Annotated in this window: 15 protein-coding genes; 1 reads left to right on the forward strand and 14 read right to left on the reverse strand. The window is 46.2% G+C overall.

What is annotated here, in order from left to right:
* Positions 1 to 60 precede the first annotated feature (60 nt).
* Complete coding sequence (locus OCV37_RS11180) at positions 61 to 1,635, forward strand: lytic transglycosylase (protein ID WP_038183502.1); 1,575 nt, start codon at positions 61 to 63, stop codon at positions 1,633 to 1,635.
* A 93-nt stretch (positions 1,636 to 1,728) separates the two neighbouring features.
* Here OCV37_RS11180 and OCV37_RS11185 read toward each other — a convergent pair whose 3' ends face one another.
* The 14 genes from OCV37_RS11185 to ispC form a co-directional block, all read right to left on the reverse strand.
* On the reverse strand, positions 1,729 to 2,589 hold the full coding sequence (locus OCV37_RS11185) for an endonuclease/exonuclease/phosphatase family protein (RefSeq protein WP_038183499.1): 861 nt from the start codon (positions 2,587 to 2,589) through the stop codon (positions 1,729 to 1,731).
* Positions 2,590 to 2,689: 100 nt separating this feature from the next.
* Positions 2,690 to 3,028, reverse strand: coding sequence for a nitrogen regulatory protein P-II (gene glnB, locus OCV37_RS11190; RefSeq protein WP_038183495.1), 339 nt, complete (start codon positions 3,026 to 3,028; stop codon positions 2,690 to 2,692).
* Positions 3,029 to 3,297: 269 nt separating this feature from the next.
* Positions 3,298 to 4,638 carry a tRNA lysidine(34) synthetase TilS gene (gene tilS / locus OCV37_RS11195; RefSeq protein ID WP_038183492.1) on the reverse strand — a complete coding sequence of 447 codons (1,341 nt, stop codon included), beginning with the start codon at positions 4,636 to 4,638 and terminating at the stop codon, positions 3,298 to 3,300.
* Positions 4,639 to 4,833: 195 nt separating this feature from the next.
* Positions 4,834 to 5,793, reverse strand: coding sequence for an acetyl-CoA carboxylase carboxyl transferase subunit alpha (gene accA, locus OCV37_RS11200; RefSeq protein WP_038183489.1), 960 nt, complete (start codon positions 5,791 to 5,793; stop codon positions 4,834 to 4,836).
* A gap of 44 nt (positions 5,794 to 5,837) precedes the next feature.
* Complete coding sequence (gene dnaE, locus OCV37_RS11205; RefSeq protein ID WP_038183487.1) at positions 5,838 to 9,317, reverse strand: DNA polymerase III subunit alpha; 3,480 nt, start codon at positions 9,315 to 9,317, stop codon at positions 5,838 to 5,840.
* 81 nt (positions 9,318 to 9,398) lie between these two features.
* On the reverse strand, positions 9,399 to 10,013 hold the full coding sequence (rnhB, locus tag OCV37_RS11210) for a ribonuclease HII (RefSeq protein WP_038183485.1): 615 nt from the start codon (positions 10,011 to 10,013) through the stop codon (positions 9,399 to 9,401).
* A 3-nt stretch (positions 10,014 to 10,016) separates the two neighbouring features.
* Positions 10,017 to 11,165, reverse strand: coding sequence for a lipid-A-disaccharide synthase (gene lpxB / locus OCV37_RS11215; protein WP_038183483.1), 1,149 nt, complete (start codon positions 11,163 to 11,165; stop codon positions 10,017 to 10,019).
* A 91-nt stretch (positions 11,166 to 11,256) separates the two neighbouring features.
* Positions 11,257 to 12,045: an acyl-ACP--UDP-N-acetylglucosamine O-acyltransferase gene (lpxA, locus tag OCV37_RS11220; RefSeq protein ID WP_038183481.1), complete on the reverse strand. Its 789-nt coding sequence runs from the start codon at positions 12,043 to 12,045 to the stop codon at positions 11,257 to 11,259.
* A gap of 1 nt (position 12,046) precedes the next feature.
* Positions 12,047 to 12,478, reverse strand: a complete 432-nt coding sequence (fabZ, locus tag OCV37_RS11225) for a 3-hydroxyacyl-ACP dehydratase FabZ (protein ID WP_211252076.1) — start codon at positions 12,476 to 12,478, stop codon at positions 12,047 to 12,049.
* Positions 12,479 to 12,627: 149 nt separating this feature from the next.
* Positions 12,628 to 13,659: a UDP-3-O-(3-hydroxymyristoyl)glucosamine N-acyltransferase gene (gene lpxD, locus OCV37_RS11230; protein ID WP_038183922.1), complete on the reverse strand. Its 1,032-nt coding sequence runs from the start codon at positions 13,657 to 13,659 to the stop codon at positions 12,628 to 12,630.
* Positions 13,660 to 13,666: 7 nt separating this feature from the next.
* Positions 13,667 to 14,176 carry an OmpH family outer membrane protein gene (locus tag OCV37_RS11235; protein ID WP_038183479.1) on the reverse strand — a complete coding sequence of 170 codons (510 nt, stop codon included), beginning with the start codon at positions 14,174 to 14,176 and terminating at the stop codon, positions 13,667 to 13,669.
* 16 nt (positions 14,177 to 14,192) lie between these two features.
* The gene (gene bamA / locus OCV37_RS11240; protein ID WP_038183477.1) at positions 14,193 to 16,613 is read right to left on the reverse strand and encodes an outer membrane protein assembly factor BamA; all 2,421 of its coding nucleotides are present in this window, start codon (positions 16,611 to 16,613) and stop codon (positions 14,193 to 14,195) included.
* A gap of 51 nt (positions 16,614 to 16,664) precedes the next feature.
* Positions 16,665 to 18,023 carry a sigma E protease regulator RseP gene (gene rseP / locus OCV37_RS11245; protein ID WP_038183474.1) on the reverse strand — a complete coding sequence of 453 codons (1,359 nt, stop codon included), beginning with the start codon at positions 18,021 to 18,023 and terminating at the stop codon, positions 16,665 to 16,667.
* Complete coding sequence (gene ispC / locus OCV37_RS11250) at positions 18,020 to 19,231, reverse strand: 1-deoxy-D-xylulose-5-phosphate reductoisomerase (protein ID WP_038183471.1); 1,212 nt, start codon at positions 19,229 to 19,231, stop codon at positions 18,020 to 18,022. Before ispC ends, rseP begins: the two co-directional genes overlap by 4 nt.
* Positions 19,232 to 19,254: the final 23 nt, after the last annotated feature.

A 19,254-nucleotide genomic window follows, 5' to 3' on the forward strand; every position in this document is an offset into this window, starting at 1 on the left:
TCATCATTATCCTGAGACAAGTATCATCACGGGCTGTGTAAAAAAGGCTGTAATTAATTTATGAGAATACATATCAGTTGGGTGCTAATGTTGTTAGTCACCGGATGTCAAACCACCCAACCGTTTGAACAGGCGAATGCTCCCGAACCGATGCAGACACAGTCTCAGGAGCATTCGGAAAACGCAGCCGCAGAGCCGTCTGCAACGTTCCAGACGGCGGTTGAAAAACAAAAGAAAATCCTCACCCCACAGGAGCAAGCCGACCTGTGGCAACGGATTATTATGCAATTTCGTCTGCCGGTGCCGGATAAAGCATCGGTCAACCGTTATCGGGCTTGGTATCTCAAACACCCCAGACATTTAGCCACAGTCGCCCAAAGAGCCACACCTTTTCTCTATCTGATCGCCGAAAAGATTGAACAACGTCACCTCCCGCTGGAACTCGCCCTACTCCCTGTTGTTGAAAGCTCTTTCGATGCCTTTGCCTACTCTTATGGCCGGGCTGCCGGCTTATGGCAGTTTGTACCTTCAACCGGGAAAATATACGGTCTAAAACAAAATTTTTGGTATGACGGGCGCAGAGATGTTGATGCAGCAACCGATGCGGCATTAGAGTATCTTGCCTATCTGAACAAGAAATTTGATGGTAATTGGTACCATGCGATAGCCGCCTACAATAGTGGCAGTGGCCGGGTCTCATCAGCCATTCGGAAAAATAAAAGAAAAGGACTGCCCACCGACTTTTTCTCATTAGATTTACCCAAAGAGACCAGTAGTTATGTCCCCAAACTGCTGGCTCTGGTCGATGTGATTGCTCATCATCAGCAATATGGCATTGAACTTCCGCCGATTACGAACCAACCGGTATTGGCTCGCGTCGATCCCCAAAAACAACTCGATCTGGCCGTTGCCGCAAAGTATGCCGGTATTAGTGTCAAAGAGCTTCAGAGCTATAATCCAGCATTCAACCAATGGGCAACATCACCGAATGGACCGTATCGGTTGCTGATTCCTGTCGATAAAGTCAGTACGTTTGAGCAGTCAATTAAGGCCGATGACGGACGCGGGATGAAACTGATCCGCTATCAGGTTCAGTCCGGTGATGCGTTAAGTACCATTGCTCAAAAATACAATACCACGACCAAAGTCATCCAAACGGTCAATCATCTCGATGGCATGCTGATTCGGGCCGGGCAGTATCTGATGATCCCGACTTCAGTCAAAGATGAAAAAGCTTATGCGCTCAGTATGAGTAACCGCCTAGCGAAGATTCAGTCCAGAGTCAGAGGACAATATAAGATGACTCACCGGGTTCGTTCAGGAGAGAGTTTATGGACGATTGCCAAGCACTACCATGTCTCTCATCGCTCTTTGGCAAAGTGGAATGGAATGAGCCCGAAAGATCCGCTCAAGGTCGGCAAATCACTGGTTATCTGGAAAAAAGCCAGTGATGGTGCGATCATCCGAACCTTATTTTACAAGGTGCGCAGTGGCGATACGCTCAGCGGTATTGCTAATAAATTCAGAATCAGAACCTCCGATATCATCAAGTGGAATAGCCTGATGGAAGAGCAATATCTCCAGCCGGGTCAGCAGTTGAAATTATATGTGGATGTTACCAAAGTCAGTGTTTAAGATCTGATTGACCTGGCCAAGCGCTTTACCGCAACAAACGTTATCCGGTAAAGCGCTTTTCGTTGAGTAAGCCATCTGATCAAGAAAAACAGACTACTTCAATAAAGAGAAAGAGACCTGAATCGGATTATGATCTGAGGCAGTGGTTTGAACAACACTGGCCTGATTCAGACGTAATCCTCGGTAAAAGACATGATCCAGCGGATGAGAAAGAAACTGTTTACGCTGGTCATGAGTGAAGTGCACTTCCTGCATCGATAGCGATGCCATCATCTGATGAACCAACTGAATCCTCGCATCACTCCAGCTATTAAAATCACCGGCAAACAAGATCGGTCCCTGATGAGACGTTAACGTGCTCGTCAACTGTTGCAGTTGTTTCTGAAATGCTTCGATACCAAGAGAGAAATTAATCGCATGAACATTCACCACGGCCAGTGTCTGCGTCTCAGACTGGCTTAACGGATAATAAGCAACCAAAGCCGATTTCGGCAGACGAATCAACGGCTCATCAGCGGTATAAGCACACGCGGAGACGGGAAGCGAACCGGCAATATTCATCACACCGGCAGATGTATTGAAAACCGAGAAAGCATGGACTTGTAACGCTGACAGGTTCTGTTGCACCAGCCATTGGGAAAATGGCGGACTAAAACTTGATTCCTGAAGCAGGAGCAACTGCTTGTGCTGACTATACTCGGTCAAGGCCGGCTCCCAGTCAGCGCGGTTTTCTTTATAGATATTCCACACCAAAACATTCAAAACGCCTTGGGCATCAATCGCTGTAGGGGAATGACCATTTTGATAACATTGCTCACCCAGTGACGGTACGGATGACGCTGAGGGTACCAATCTCATCAACTGGGGTGAATCCGGGACTTGAAAAACCAGCGTCGCGCCAAATCCAGAGAGGAATAACAAAACAACAAGGATAATCCCCAATCTTTTTTTCATGGTGTGTTTTCCGGAAAGTAATCAAAGAATAAAATGGCAGGAATACATCAATGGTTGATGACAAAGAAGGAGCCACCGGCTCCTTCTGTTACATGAAGAATTAGATAGCGTCTTCGTCTTCTTCACCGGTGCGAATCCGAATCACTCGCTCAACATCGGTAATAAATATTTTGCCATCGCCAATTTTTCCTGTTTGTGCCGTTTCAATAATGGCATCAACACACTTATCAACGACATCACTGGATACAACAATTTCCAGTTTCACTTTCGGCAAAAAATCCACCATATATTCAGCGCCGCGATATAACTCAGTGTGACCTTTCTGACGACCAAATCCTTTAACCTCTGACACCGTCATCCCGGTAATTCCGACATCGGCAAGCGCTTCCCGAACATCATCGAGTTTAAACGGTTTAATAATAGCTTCTATTTTTTTCATGTTCATCCTTTAAACTTTATGGGTTGCTGGCATTATCGATTACCAGAAGAAAACATTCAACAATCCTTCAATTGATAAGCAATCATCACGCCAATATGAAATCAATAGATGAATACCATATTGTCAGGATGATTCACGACCAACACCTGAGAGTCGATTCGTCCGGCTCTATCTTCACCGAGCACCACCGAAGCATGGCGTCATCCCTTCAAACAGCTTGATCCTAGCCATAATACGTGGTTCTCACGCCGACATCCAGGTCATGATATCTATATAGTCGTGCCCCAAATCAGCTCATAGTCTGAACCAGAAAAGTGCTCGTCAACAAACAAACCTGCCACGGCTATCACCTGTTGTCCGCTAATCAGAATCGGCATTCTCCGCCGTTGCCAACTCGGAATCCGATATTCTTGAAACAACTTTTTCAATTTGTGATGCCCTTTACGTCCGACAGGAGAAGCCACCAGCCCTTCCGGGTTAAAGATCACCTGAAGCGGGACCGACAGGCAGCATTGATTCAAACCAAACACCGCTTGTTTCTCTGTCGAGCGATCAGTCAATACAACCCGCTCCGTTAATGTTAGTGTCCCCAAGCCATCAGGAAGTTCAACCGGATGATTAATATTTATCGGGCACCGCCAGTCACTGATATCCACATAAACAGGAACATAGTGGAGCGCGTCACCAAAGCGACGGACTTCGGCATGACCGATTCGACATCGCGGATTCGCGTCGGCTTTGGCCTGTAAAACCTGATGACTGATATTGTCAAGCTGAGCCCGGCTCGGCATCTGATGTCCGAACTGATGGAACCACATTCTTAATATCTGTGCCCGGGCTGCGTCACTACACTCTAATAAGCAACGGATCGACAAACTTTGATCCGGCTGCAGTGCGGCCTGATAACGCGCCTGCAGTAGCTCATCCAGTAACGCTTCCTGACTGGCGCATAATTCAGCACTCCGTTGTACCGCTTGCGGAAAGTGGGGCCAGCGTGCCAGCAGTACAGGCATGATCTCATGACGAATAAAATTTCGGTCAAAGCGGGTATCCTGATTGCTTTCGTCATCAACCCAACCTAATTGATGGGCATGGGCATACGCCTCAATCTCCGCTCTGGAACGATGCAATAATGGACGAATTAACCATCCCTGATGAAATGACATCGATGCTGCCATTCCTGAGAGTCCTTTCGGACCGCTGCCGCGTTTCAGCGCCAGCAGAAACGTTTCCAGTTGGTCATCACGATGTTGTCCGGTCAGTAGCAGATCACCTTCGCCGACATACTGTTGTAATGCCTGATATCTTGCCTGACGGGCTGCGGCTTCCAAGCCCTTGCCTTGTGTATCAAACTGAATATATTCAACCTGAAAAGGCAAAGTTGCTTCGGCACACCATTGTCGGCACCGCTCAACCCACAGGTCAGCAGACGCACTCAGGCCATGATGAACATGAACGGCCATCGCATCACAGTGATTATCCCGGACATAACGAGCGAGAAGATGCAGTAACACTCGTGAATCAACCCCACCGCTCAAGGCCAGAACACACCGAGTGTCCGGGGATTGAATGTGAGCCGCCATAAACTGAGAAAAATCGTGATAGAGCATGAAGACCGTATTTCAGAAAATCACAGGAGAATGAGCCAGTTTACCTTGGGCTTGCGCTTGTGCAAACCTGAATCGGTTCGAACCGGATGAGAAACAATACGCAAAAGGGAGACCCGATACGGATCTCCCTTTAAATGTCAGTCAAACACAAAACAGGTACGACCAAATCTGATGGTGCATACCGTTAAATCAGACTTAACAATAACCGTAGCTCATGAGTCGCTGATAGCGGCGATCTAATAAAATATCCTGATCAAACTGACGCAGCTCCTGCAACTGTTTTTGTAACGTCGCTTTCATTTGCTGGGCCATTTGCTGATGATTGCTATGCGCGCCGCCTAAAGGTTCTTCGATGACTTCATCGATCAGCCCCAGCTCTTTTAGACGTGGCGCAGTCAGTCCCATCGCTTCTGCTGCTTGAGGTGCTTTATCTGAATCACGCCACAAAATAGAAGCACACCCTTCAGGGGAAATAACCGAATAGGTTGAATACTGCAGCATGTTGACATAATCACCGACACCAATAGCCAAAGCACCACCGGAACCGCCTTCACCAACCACATTACAAATGACTGGTACTTTCAAACTGGACATCACTTTAAGATTGGTCGCAATCGCTTCTGATTGTCCACGTTCTTCCGCACCAAGACCGGGATAAGCACCCGCCGTGTCAATAAATGTAATAATCGGCATGTTAAAACGCTCTGCCATTTCCATCAGACGCAGCGCTTTACGATAACCTTCAGGTTTTGGCATCCCAAAGTTACGTTTCACTTTTTCGCGCGTTTCCCGACCTTTCTGATGACCAATCACCATCACCGGCTGACCATCCAAACGCGCCATACCACCAACAATCGCTTTATCATCTGCATAGGCACGATCACCAGCCAGTTCATCAAAATCAGTAAAGACATGTTTGATATAGTCCAAAGTGTAAGGACGCTGAGGGTGGCGGGCTAATTGAGCGACTTGCCATGCGCCTAAATCACTAAAGATTTTTTTCTTCAGCTCGATGCTTTTATTTTCTAGCTGTTCGATCTCTTTATCGAGATCAACAGAGGTACTCCCGCCATGACGGGAAACATCTCGTAACGCTTCGATTTTCGCTTCAAGTTCTGCAATTGGTTTTTCAAATTCTAGAAAATTCAGGCTCATTTACCGATCCTTTTTGACTCAGCTTTCTTTATTTTAAGCTGAATTTAGTTAAATTCGAGTTCAACTTGGCCGGGGCCAAGCAATTGTTTCAGTTCATCCAGCAATGTATCATTCGGCGTCACGCGCCATTCTGTACCTAGGGTCAATTTCGCTCTGGCATCAACCCGCTGATAATAAATATGTATGGGTACACTGCCGGAGCGGTGAGGTTCCAGAATACGGCTGAAACGCTCAAAAAATGGTTCATCAATCTGCGTTTGAGTGATTGATAAAGACAAACTCTTGGCATATTTTTCTCGTGCTGAATCTAAATCCATCACTTCGCGGACCGTCATTTTAAGCCCACCATTGAAGTCATCAAAGCTGACCTGTCCGTTCAGGACCAGAATTTTATCTTTTTCCAGCAATTCTGCATACTGTTCCAGCGCATCAGAGAATAACATTGCTTCTAATCGACCGGAACGGTCATCCAAAGTCAGTATTCCGATACGAGAGCCTCGTTTGGTCGTCATCACCCGTGCGGCAATCACTAAGCCCGCGACTTTCAGTGACTGATCACGTCGGGTTGGCGTCATGTCCTTTAACCGACAATCCGTATAATACTTAAGCTCCTTCAGGTATGCATTCACCGGGTGCCCGGTTAAATAAAGTCCCAGCGTATCTCTTTCACCTTCCAGCCATACTTTTTCCGGCCATGGCGGTACTTGAGTATATCGTTGTTCGACCGCTTCAGGCGCATCGGTCAATACACCAAACATATCTGTCTGACCAAATGATTCAGCCTGACGGTGCTGACTGGCAGCTTTAACCGCATCGTCCAGAGAAGCCATCATGGCTGCGCGGTGTGGTCCGAGACGATCAAGCGCACCGGCATAAATCAGTTTCTCAATCACTCGCTTATTGACTCGTTTGAGATCAACGCGCGCACAAAAATCAAATAAGTCTTTAAAATGTCCGCCAGCATTACGGGCTTCGAGAATCGCGTCAATCGGGCCTTCACCAACTCCTTTGATTGCCCCGATACCGTACACGATAGCGCCCTGATCATCGACATTAAATCGATAGAGCCCTGAATTAATATCCGGCGGCAGCACCGTCAGATTCATACGGATACATTCATCGACCAGACCGACCACTTTTTCGGTGTTATCCATATCCGCAGTCATCACTGCGGCCATAAACTCAGCCGGATAATGTGTCTTCAGCCATAGCGTCTGATAGGAGACAAGTGCATAGGCTGCCGAGTGCGATTTGTTAAACCCATAACCGGCGAATTTCTCTACCAAGTCAAAGATTTTCATCGCCAGTTCGCCATCAATACCGTTATTGATCGCGCCCTGCTCAAATATCGCCCGCTGCTTCGCCATTTCTTCCGGCTTCTTTTTCCCCATTGCGCGGCGCAACATATCCGCACCACCCAAGGTATAGCCAGCCAAAACCTGAGCGATTTGCATGACCTGTTCCTGATAAAGGATGATGCCATATGTCGGTTCAAGAATTTCTTTGAGCGACTCGTGCTGCCATTTTTCATCAGGATAAGAGATCGGCTCGCGTCCATGCTTCCGGTCAATAAAGTTATCCACCATCCCTGACTGCAAAGGCCCGGGACGGAATAACGCCACCAATGCGATAATATCTTCGAAACAGTCCGGCTGAAGCCGTTTAATCAGATCTTTCATCCCTCGGGATTCGAGCTGGAATACCGCGGTAGTTTCTGAATTTTGCAGGTTGCGGAATGATTGAGAGTCAGCCAGCGGAATCGCTTCGATACGCACCGGCGGTTCGCCCCGTTTTTCCAGCCTTGGATTGATCAGGCCCAGCGCCCAGTCAATAATCGTCAGTGTCCGCAGTCCCAAAAAGTCGAACTTAACCAGTCCGGCCGTCTCAACATCGTTTTTATCGAACTGAGTCACCGGATAATGACCTTCCGGATCACAATAGATTGGTGCAAAATCGGTGATTGTCGTTGGTGAAATAACAACCCCACCGGCATGTTTACCCGCATTACGGGTACAACCTTCCAGAATCCGGCATTTATCAATCAGCTCGCGGACTTCTTCATCGGCATCATAGAGTTCTTGCAACGCTGGCTCAGCTTTAAACGCTTTTTCCAGCGTCATTCCCGGATCAGGTGGCACCAGCTTAGAAATCCGGTCAACAAAGCCAAATGGATGTCCCAAAACCCGTCCGACATCCCGAATAACGGCTTTGGCTGCCATGGTACCGAAGGTAATGATCTGAGACACCGCATCCCGACCGTACATTTCGGCCACGTGCTCGATCACCCGATCCCGTTTATCCATACAGAAATCGACATCAAAGTCGGGCATTGAGACCCGCTCTGGGTTCAGAAAACGTTCGAAAAGCAGATCGTATTCCAGAGGATCCAAGTCAGTAATTTTCAGCGCGTAAGCGACCAGAGAGCCGGCACCGGAGCCTCGACCGGGTCCCACGGGAATATCATTATCTTTGGACCACTGAATAAACTCCATCACGATCAGGAAGTAACCGGGGAACCCCATCTGGTTGATCACGTCCAGTTCAATCTGTAAACGCTCATCATACGCCGGACGCTTTTCCTGCCGCTCCTGTGGATCAGGGAAGAGAAATTCAAGCCGCGCTTCCAGACCTTCTTGTGACTTTTTCACTAAAAAGTCATCGATATTCATGCCTTCTGTCGGGAAATTCGGCAGGAAATACTCCCCTAACCGCACGGTCACATTACAACGCTTTGCGATTTCGACACTGTTTGTCAGCGCCTCAGGAATATCTTTGAACAGCTCGCACATTTCATCTTCACTGCGAAGATATTGCTGTTCACTGTAGTGTTTGGGTCTGCGCGGATCATCCATGGTATAGCCATCATGAATCGCGACCCGAATTTCATGCGCTTCAAACAGTTCCCGGCTTAAAAAGACCACTTCGTTGGTTGCGACGACAGGGAGATCATGCTGCTCTGCCAACTCGATGGCAAAATGCAGATACGTTTCTTCATCAAGACGGCCGGTCCGGATCAACTCAAGATAAAAGCGATCTGGGAAATGAGCCTGATAAAAGTCGACACACTGCTCGACAAGCTTCTGGTTGCCTTTCAGTAATGCCTGACCGATATCGCCATTTTTACCGCCGGACAGAACAATTAAGCCAGCCGAATGTTCAGCTAACCATTCCTGGTCAATGACGGGTTGATGCTGGACGTGTCCGCGCAGATAGGCTTGTGAGATAAGCCAAGTCAGATTCTTATAGCCGGTATTATCGGCAGCAAGCAATGTCAAACGGGTCAGATCATCGCCGAAGGCTTGCGACTGCACTGAAAAATCAGCGCCAATGATCGGCTTCACGCCGCAGTTGTGGGCGGTACTATAAAATTTTACCAGCCCACACAGGTTGGTAAAATCGGTTAACGCCATCGCCGGCATTCCCATCTCTGCAACCTTCTTGACTAAAGGTGGCACTTTTGACAGCCCATCAATCATAGAAAAATCACTATGAACTCTGAGATGGATAAATTTAGGGTCTGACATGTTGATGAATATCCTGTTCAGAAACGGTACAACACAGCCGTTTCCATCTGTAAAAACGCGATAACCCGATATTGTACGTGATTATCGGTTTAAGTCCAAAATACGCCGTACAGGCTTGAAACTTCTGCGATGTGCATCAATGACACCGTAATGTTCAATCGCTTCCAGATGTGCTTTAGTCGGGTAACCTTTGTGCTGTGCAAATCCATAATGCGGATGTTGCTGATCCAATAACAGCATTTCCTGATCCCGGGTCACCTTCGCGACAATCGATGCGGCACTAATTTCTGTCACTCGCAAATCACCTTTCACAACCGCAATCGCAGGAACTTCCAGTGACGGTACTCGATTACCATCCACCAGAACAAAGTCTGCTGCAACAGACAGCGCATCAACGGCCCGCTGCATCGCAACCATCGTTGCCTGTAAAATATTCAGATGATCAATTTCTGCTGGCGAACAACGACCGACGGCCCATGCAATAGCCTTGTCCTGAATTTCAGAAAACAATGCCAGTCGTTTCTTTTCCGACAATTTTTTTGAGTCCGTTAATCCTACAATGGGCCGATTCGGGTCCAAAATCACCGCAGCAGTGACCACATCACCAACCAGAGGCCCACGGCCAACCTCATCAACGCCCGCGAAGCGCTGGTAACCCTTCGGGTATTCAAAAGGAGGGAATTCAGTATTTGCCATTGACTATCGCTCTATCAGGTTTAATACCGCATTTGCGGCCTGTTTGTCTGCATTTTTGCGAATTAACTGGTGAATTTCTGTGAACTTGCTTTGCATCAGATGATTATCTCCATCGAATAAAGCGCAAACTTCACGGTACAGGTTTTCTACCGTGCATTGATCCAACAGTAATTCTTTAACAATCTCTTCATCGGCAAGGATATTCGGTAGCGATACATATTTTGTTTTAACCAATCGCTTGGCTAAGAAATTGGTCACAGCATTAAAACGATAGCCAACGACCATGGGGCGGTTTACCAGCATACACTCTAATGCCACGGTCCCGGAAGCCAGCAGAACGGCATCCGCAGCCGTAATGACGGTTCTTGCTGTCCCATCAATCAGCTTAAAATCTAATTCAGGGGCAAATTCCTGCCACGCGGCTTCAAACTGCGCGCGACGCTTATCATTCACCAAGGCAATGACAAAACCTAAATCTGGATAACGCTGATGAAGTTTCTGGCAGGTCTCAATAAAAGGACGGCATAACATTTTCAGTTCGCTGCCTCGACTGCCGGGAAGCACGGCCAACCATTGTCTGTCAGTCTCCAGCCCCAAAGTTTTCCGGGCCTCATGCTTATCCGAAACCAGAGGAATCGCATCGGCTAAGGTATGCCCGATAAATTCACAAGGCACGTTAAACCGATCATAAAAAGCCTTCTCAAACGGAAGAAATGCTAATACCAGATTGGTAGCCTGAGCAATCTTATAAATGCGTTTTTGTCGCCATGCCCAGACAGATGGACTGACATAATGCACGGTGGTGATCCCGGCATCTTTCAAATTACGCTCTAAGCGCAAATTGAAATCCGGTGCATCAATACCAATAAACACGTCAAGTTCCGCGGCTTTGAAGTAATCTACGAGTTGAGCTTTAATCTTGAACAGGCGCGGCAGTCGTCCCAGAACCTCGGCTAATCCCATGACTGCCAGTTCTTCCATATCAAATAAAGACTCACAGCCTAACGCCTTCATTTTCGGACCACCGATCCCGACAAAATGAGCATCAGGGTATTGTTCCCGAATGGCTTTGATCAAGCCTTCACCCAGCGTATCGCCAGACAACTCTCCAGCAACGATGCCAATTTTGAGCGGCTTACTTTTATTCAACATGATCGATTTTGAATACCTGATAGAAACTGTATGGGTGAAAACAAAAAAGATCGCTCAATTCAAAGCGATCTTTTTGATTACTGTATGTCGTTCAACGGATAATACCGCGTTCAGAGTGCACCAGAAAATCCAGAAAAACCTGAACGGCAGCGCTTGACTCTGCTTCTTTTGCAATTTCCGCCTTTGCTTCGTCCAGTTTCAGACCACTGCGATATAACAGCTTATAAGCACGACGAATCGCATGGATATCAGCCTTTTCAAATCCGCGTCGCTTGAGGCCTTCAATATTAATACCGAAGGGAGAACAATGGTTTCCCTGTGCCGTCACATAAGGTGGCACATCTTGTACAACAATTGAACCACCGCCTAACATCACATGTTCACCAATGTGGCAAAACTGGTGGATGGCACACATCCCGCCAACAATCGCGTAGTTTCCTACGGTAACATGCCCGGCAAGCGTCGCATTATTAGCAAAAATACATCGGTCACCGACAATACAATCATGGGCAACGTGTGCATTAATCATAAACAGATTATCGCTTCCAACCCGTGTAATACCCTGATCCTGCACGGTCCCCCGATGCATGGTGACACTTTCACGAATCGTGTTGCGATCACCAATGACCAGTTGCGTCTCTTCGCCTTTATATTTCAAATCCTGACAAGCTTCACCAATCGAAGCAAACTGAAAAATACGGTTATCTTGGCCAATTTTCGTTGCGCCTTTCACGACAACATGGGACAGTAACTCAGTTCCGTCACCGATTTCCACACTGCCTTCAACATAACAAAACGGACCAATTTTTACATTCGCACCGATCAGAGCACCGTCTTCAACGACTGCTGTAGGGTGGATCTGAGCTGTTTCATGAATCATACTAAAACTCTCTACGAGCGCATTTTAGTTCCGCAGAACAAACGACTTCACCATCAACTTTTGCCACACCGGTGAATAGTGCAATGCCCCGACGATCTTTCAGGAATTCCACTTCGATGACTAACTGATCTCCCGGAGAGACAGGTTTGCGAAACTTCGCATTATCAATACTAGCAAAATAATACAGCTCATTCTCTTTTGGCGCGCCAAAAGTTTTAAATGCAAGCAGACCTGTTGCCTGAGCCATCGCTTCAAGAATCATGACTCCCGGAAACACCGGTAACTGAGGAAAATGTCCAGTGAACTGAGGCTCATTGAATGAAACATTTTTCAAGCCAACTAAATACTTCCCTTCCTCATAATCCGTTACGCGATCAATCAGCAAAAATGGGTAACGATGTGGAAGGAGTTTCTGAATCTCAGTGATATCCATCGTCTTATTTTCAGTAGTCAAAGTCATATTCCTATATAAATCAATAAAAACCAATATGGGTATTCCCAACAAAAAAGGCTCACACGATGCGAGCCTTTCTCTATACCCTTCCCCGTTTAATCAAATTCGGCTCAGGATACATCGCAGAATTAAGATTCCACTTGCTGCTCTAACTGTTGTTCAACGGCTTTCAGCCGTTTATGCATATCGTCAATCCGCAGCACTCGTGCAGCCGTCTTGCGCCACTCTTTATTCGGCTGGAGAGGAATTCCTGAAGAATAAACCCCTTTTTCAGAAAGACTGCGCATCACCATCGCCATGCCGGTAATCGTAACCCCATCAGCAATTTCAATGTGCCCATTGATGACCGAAGCGCCACCAATAATACAATATTTTCCGATCGTTGTACTTCCGGCAATAATCGTACCACCAGCCATTGCGGTACCATATCCGATGTGCACGTTATGTGCGATTTGCATCTGGTTATCGAGGATAACATTATCCTCAATCACCGTATCATCGAGCGTCCCCCGGTCAATGGTCGTTGATGCACCGATCTCAACACGGTTGCCAATTCTGACGGTTCCCAACTGAGGAATTTTAATCCATTCCCCTTTCTCATTGGCATAGCCAAAACCATCAGAACCGATGACGGCCCCTGATTGAATTAAACAATCAGAGCCAATAATAACCCGATGGTAAATACTGACATTGGCCCACAAGCGGGTATGACTGCCAATCTCTGCCTGTTGCCCAATAAAGCAACCCGCGCCAATGATAACATTATCACCTAAAACGACTCCGGATTCGATGACAGAATTTGCACCAATCGAGACATTGGTTCCCAGAACGACATCATCAGCAATCACAGCCGATGCCGCAATTCCGGATGCTGGTGCCGGAGTTGTATCCAGAGCTTGAGCTACTTTTGCAAAAGCAACATACGGGTCATTGACAACCAATACATTCTTCGGACAAAGAGACTGATGCGAATCCTTGACCATAATCACCGATGCCTGACAACTGCCTAAATGCTTCGCATATTTAGGATTGGATAAGAAAGTGATATCACCTTCTTTTGCCGTATTCATCGGTGCGACAGCACTTACCGTAACGGTCGGGTCGCCAATTATTTCACCATCGGTGATATCTGCCAGCTCGGCTAATGTCAGTTTTACCATCATATAATTATTTCAACGCTTTAATAACCTTGTCTGATAGGTCATATTCTGGTTTGCCATATTGCATAACCTGTGTATCAATGACCATATCAAAACCTTCTTTCTGAGCAATTTTCTCTACCGCATCATGGATAACTTTCAGCAGTTTACCTTTTTCTTCCGCTTCTCTTTTCGAAGAAGCTTGTTCTAGTGCCTGAGACTTAATTTTGAACTTACTATCAAGCTGTCCAATTTCGATACGAAGTTTCTCAACGTCACTTTCACTCATTAATGAGCTGTCTCTTTTCAGTTTTTCAACTTTCTCTTTTGCTTCGGCCCGAATGCTTTGTAGCTCAGCGGCTTTATCCTGAAATTCTTGCTTCATTTTCTGCAGAACAACCTCTCTTTGAGGAAGTTGTTGGAACACTCTTGCAGTATTGATGTAGCCAATCTTCTGCGCAGCTTCCGCTGCTAAACTAACACATGACAGACTCAAAACAGCTAAACCAACACTGATTGCTTTGATATGATTCCTCACAATTAATATCCTCATTTTAGAAAGTTTTACCTATCGTGAAGGAGAAGAATTCCTCATCATCTCCTTCATATTTCTTAATCGGCTTAGCAATTGCAAACACAAGTGGTCCCATTGGAGACATCCACTGCAATGCAGCCCCATACGACGATCGGTACTTCGTCGGATCAGAATAATCGTAATAGTACGCATTACCATAATCTGAACCCCGATCATGATAATTAAATTCAGTATCCCAGACACTTGCCATATCATAGAAAACACTAGTCCGGACCTGATGCTGAGCCTCTTCTGATATAAACGGAGTCGGCACGATCAACTCAACACTGGCTTGCATCATTGCATTACCACCAGCCGATTTATTGGTCGCGGTTAATGTACCATTGTTACTATCTGCGAAGCTTTTGAATACGGCTCTGGGACCTACCGAATTAGAGCTGAATCCTCGTAAAGTCGAGAATCCACCTGCATAGAAGTTCTCATAGAATGGGTAAAGGTTATCATTATCACCATTTTTCCCATAGCCATTTCCATAGCCCAGCCGTCCTCGGAGTAGCAAGGTAAATTCATGCTGCTTCGTCAATGGCACATATTGTCTGACATTATATTGCGCCTTGAAATACTGAGTATCAGAACCCGGAACCGTGATTTTATAAGAAGCACGTTGATAATTACCTTCCGTCGGGAAATACCCTTTATTGAGATTATTACGTGTCCAAGTAAAATCCAGATCAAAATCGTCAGTTGTAAAATTAGCAGTTGAACCTGAATTGGCATCGATGCCCTGAGACATCAAGAACTTTTCAATTTGCAAATAAGGGGACAGATTGCCAATCATGTTATGTGTATACCCGATGCCAAACGCAAAGCGGTTGAGCTCATCGTAAGGGAATCCCCACGTCAGATTGGTTCCGTAACTTTTGTTGGTATAGTCAACAATCCCGGCTTCGGACGCCTCAAATTCATTATAGAAGATCTTTCCGCCTAAGCTTACACCATCTAAATTCCAATACGGATCGTTATAGCTCAAAGTGACATTTTTCTGATAATCATTAATGGTCGTCGTAATACCAACACTGTTTCCGGTTCCCAAGAAGTTTTCTTGTTGTAATCCGACCTGAAAACTCATGCCTGATTCGGTACCATAACCAATACCGAAATTGACACTACCTGAATTGGCTTCTTTGACGTTATAGACGAGATCGACCTGATCATCACTGCCCGGCACCCGAACAGTCTGTACATCAACCGTTTCAAAAAATCCCAGACGATTCAAACGTGTTTTTCCGGCATCAATCGATTTAGAATTCAGCCAGCTACCTTCCATCTGGCGCATTTCACGACGCAGCACTTCGTCTTTAGTCACCGTATTACCGACAAAACGAATATCTCGGACGTAAATTCGCTTCCCGGGAGAAACCTGAACGACAAGAGAAACTTCTTGCGTGTCGTCATCAAACTCAGGGATGGTTCGAACGGTCGGATAAGCATAGCCAGACTCACCAAGAATCTTCTTGATGCTACTTTCCATTGCCGTCACAGAAGACCCTTTATAGATATCCCCTTTGGCAAAAGGAACCAGCGTCTCGAACTCTTTTTCTTTGCCGATTAAATCGCCTCTGAAAGACACTTTTTTAACCGTATATGGCCGCCCCTCATTTAAGTTGAGGGTAATATAAACCCCCTTCTTATCAGGAGAGATTGAAACTTGCGTCGAATCAACCTGAAACTTCAGGTACCCACGATCAAGATAGAATGACTTGAGTTTCTCCAAATCACCCGCAAGAATCTGCTTTTGGTACTTATCTGAAGATAAGAAGTTCCACCATGAAACATCGGCATTCAGATCAAAGCGAGCCAGTAACTCTTTATCACTGAATACATGGTTGCCAATGAAATTGATCTGTTGAATCTTGGCAGAAACACCTTCGGTAAACACAAATTTGAGATCAGCCCGATTACGCGGTAACGGCGTAACAACCGCTTTCACTGTTGCGTTGTATTTCCCGACACTGTAGTAGAAATCTTCCAGACCTTTTTCAATGTTACTCAGCGCGGTACGATCAAGTGCTTCGCCAACCCGAACACCTGAAGCTTTCAGATTTTCAGTTAGCTGCTCATCTTTAATCGCTTTATTACCGGAAAAAGAGACACTGGAAATCGTTGGTCGCTCTTTTACTTTAACGACCAGCGTTCCCTTATCCCGAAATACCTGAATATTTTCAAAATTACCGGATGAATAGAGTGCCTTGATTAAATCGGCAATGTCCTGAGATCCAATCGTGTCTCCAACACGAATCGGCATTTTCAATAATGCAGCCCCAAGCGTGACACGTTGCAATCCATCAACTTGAATGTCCTGAACAACAAACCGCTCGGCACCATAAACAGACATACTGCTGACAAGCGCTGTTGTCAGGATAAGCTTTTTTATCGCCATCGTTATTCTAATTATTCCTTTGTACAACCATGCCCAATCAATGCAGATTCATCACAGGCGTGTAAAGTCATTAAACATGGCAATTGCCATGAGTGAAAAAATAATTGCGCCACCGATTCGGTACCCAATCTCTTGAACCTTTTCCGGTACAGGATGTCTGGTAATTGCTTCAATTGCAAAAAACATCAGATGTCCCCCATCCAACATCGGAAGCGGCACTAAATTGATGATTCCCAGATTAATGCTAATTAATGCCAAAAAACCCAAGAAGTAAACCAATCCATATTCTGCTGTCGTTCCGGCACCTTTCGCGATTGAAATCGGCCCGCTTAGATTATTCAGTCCGACATCACCAACCAACAGCTTTTTCAGCATGCTGAGAGTCAGATGAATCACCTGTCCCGTTTTCTCAACTGCTTTAGGAAGTGCCTCAAAAACACCGTATTGTAAATTATATCGATAGTTCGCCGGCCACTTATCCACTGTTGGGGAGATCCCCGCAAAACCGATAGTTCGCCCATCAGATAATGTTTTCTCATTCGGCGTCAACGTGATATCAAGATGCTGTCCATCTCTTAATACCGACAGTGACAGTGCCTCATTCGGGCTATCTTGTACCGATTGAACTAGCTGCTGCCATGAAGACACAGCTTTACCGTTGATAGCAACAATTTTATCACCTTTTGCTAATCCGGCGACAGCACCGGCACCATTGTCAATCACCTGTTCCAAAACGGTTGAGACCTTCGGTGAATATGGCTTAAAACCAAGAGCCTTCATTGGAGACTCTTTTTCAGGGTCAAAGTTCCATGATGACAGGTCAAGATGCAAAATTTCCTGATGTCCGATCGCATCAGGTTCACGGACTGTCAGTGTCATTTGCGATTCACCGATATGGGAGATAAGTTCCATATTAACTGACTCCCAATCCCCGGTTTCAACACCGGACACCGACTGAATTTCCATACCAGAACGTAATCCGGCATCCGCAACAATCGAAGTCGGTGCAACTTCGCCAACAACAGGCTTTACTGCAGGAATCCCGATACAATACACTGCCCAGTAAGCGAAAATTGCAAACAAAAAGTTAAAAACCGGCCCCGCTGCAACAATTGCCGTCCGTCGCCATAAACTTTTCTGATCAAAAGCCAAATGCCGCAAATGTTCAGGGACCTCAGCGACTCGGCTATCAAGCATCTTCACATATCCCCCCAACGGGATGACTGAAATGCTATATTCGGTTCCATCCTTGGCGATACGACGCCAAATAGAGCGCCCAAACCCAATTGAAAACTTCTCGACCTTAACGCCACAACGACGCGCAACCCAGAAGTGGCCGAATTCATGGACGGCAACCAGAATACCCAGTGCCAGAATGAATGAAATGAGGTTCCACAGAATACTGTTCATAACGAATACTCTTTGACTAATTGCTGTGCCGATTGTCGCGCTATCTTATCGAGCTCGAGCAGAGATTCCAAATCCATCACTGAAGAGGCGCGTGCTGTTGCACACATCTTTGATAAAACACGTTCATTAATGACGGCAATATCTGTAAAACGAATGCCACGATTTAAAAATGCTGCAACGGCAATTTCATTTGCGGCATTTAGCGACGTCGTCGCGTGTTGCCCTTCATAACAAGCATCAATCGCCAGTTGTAAACAAGGATAACGCGCCATATCAGCCTGCATAAATGTCAGCTCACTCAACTGCGAAAAATCCAGGGGCGCAACCCCTGATGAAAGACGCTGTTCAGGATACCCCATGACATGAGCAATCGGCGTTGCCATATCAGGCTCACCTAACTGCGCAATCACACTACCATCCCGGTATTGCACCATCGAATGAATGACGGACTGAGGATGAATCAGAACCTTAAGCTGATCGCGTGACGTATTAAACAACCACTTCGCTTCAATGTACTCAAGTCCTTTATTCATCATGGTAGCTGAATCAACAGAAATCTTAGGACCCATCGACCAATTTGGATGAGCGATAGCCTGCTCTGGCGTGACATCGGCAAGTGTATGAATCGGACTATAGCGAAATGGTCCGCCGGAACCGGTTAATAAGAGATGTGAGATACCATTTTCAGCCAGATTACACCGGCCTAAAACTTGCTGACAATTTGAAGGAAGTGACTGAAAGATTGCATTATGCTCACTGTCAACTGGAAGTAACTGAGCACCATATTCTTCGACGGCATTAATAAATAACTGCCCGGACATCACTAAGGCTTCTTTATTTGCCAATAACACCCGTTTCCCAGCTTGAATCGCAGCCATAGTGGGTAATAATCCGGCAGCCCCCACAATCGCAGACATCACGGTGTCGACCTCGTCAAGAGCCGCCACGTCACACATGGCTTGTATACCGGATAAGACCTCTGTTTTAGCTGCATCTGACTGTAAACGCAGCCTCAGTTGATGAGCCGCCGATTCTGATGCCATCACAGCATATTGGGGTTGCCAGCGACAACACAGTTGATACATTTTCTCAATATCACTGCCGGCAACCAAAGCAACAACTGAAAATCGTTCGGGATTTTCTTCCATGACCCGAAGTGTACTGGCACCAATAGATCCTGTAGCACCTAAAATGGTTAATTTACGCATAAAAGAAATCGTATCACTCTTTG

It is taken from the genome of Vibrio rhizosphaerae, assembly GCF_024347095.1.
Classification (GTDB): domain Bacteria; phylum Pseudomonadota; class Gammaproteobacteria; order Enterobacterales; family Vibrionaceae; genus Vibrio; species Vibrio rhizosphaerae.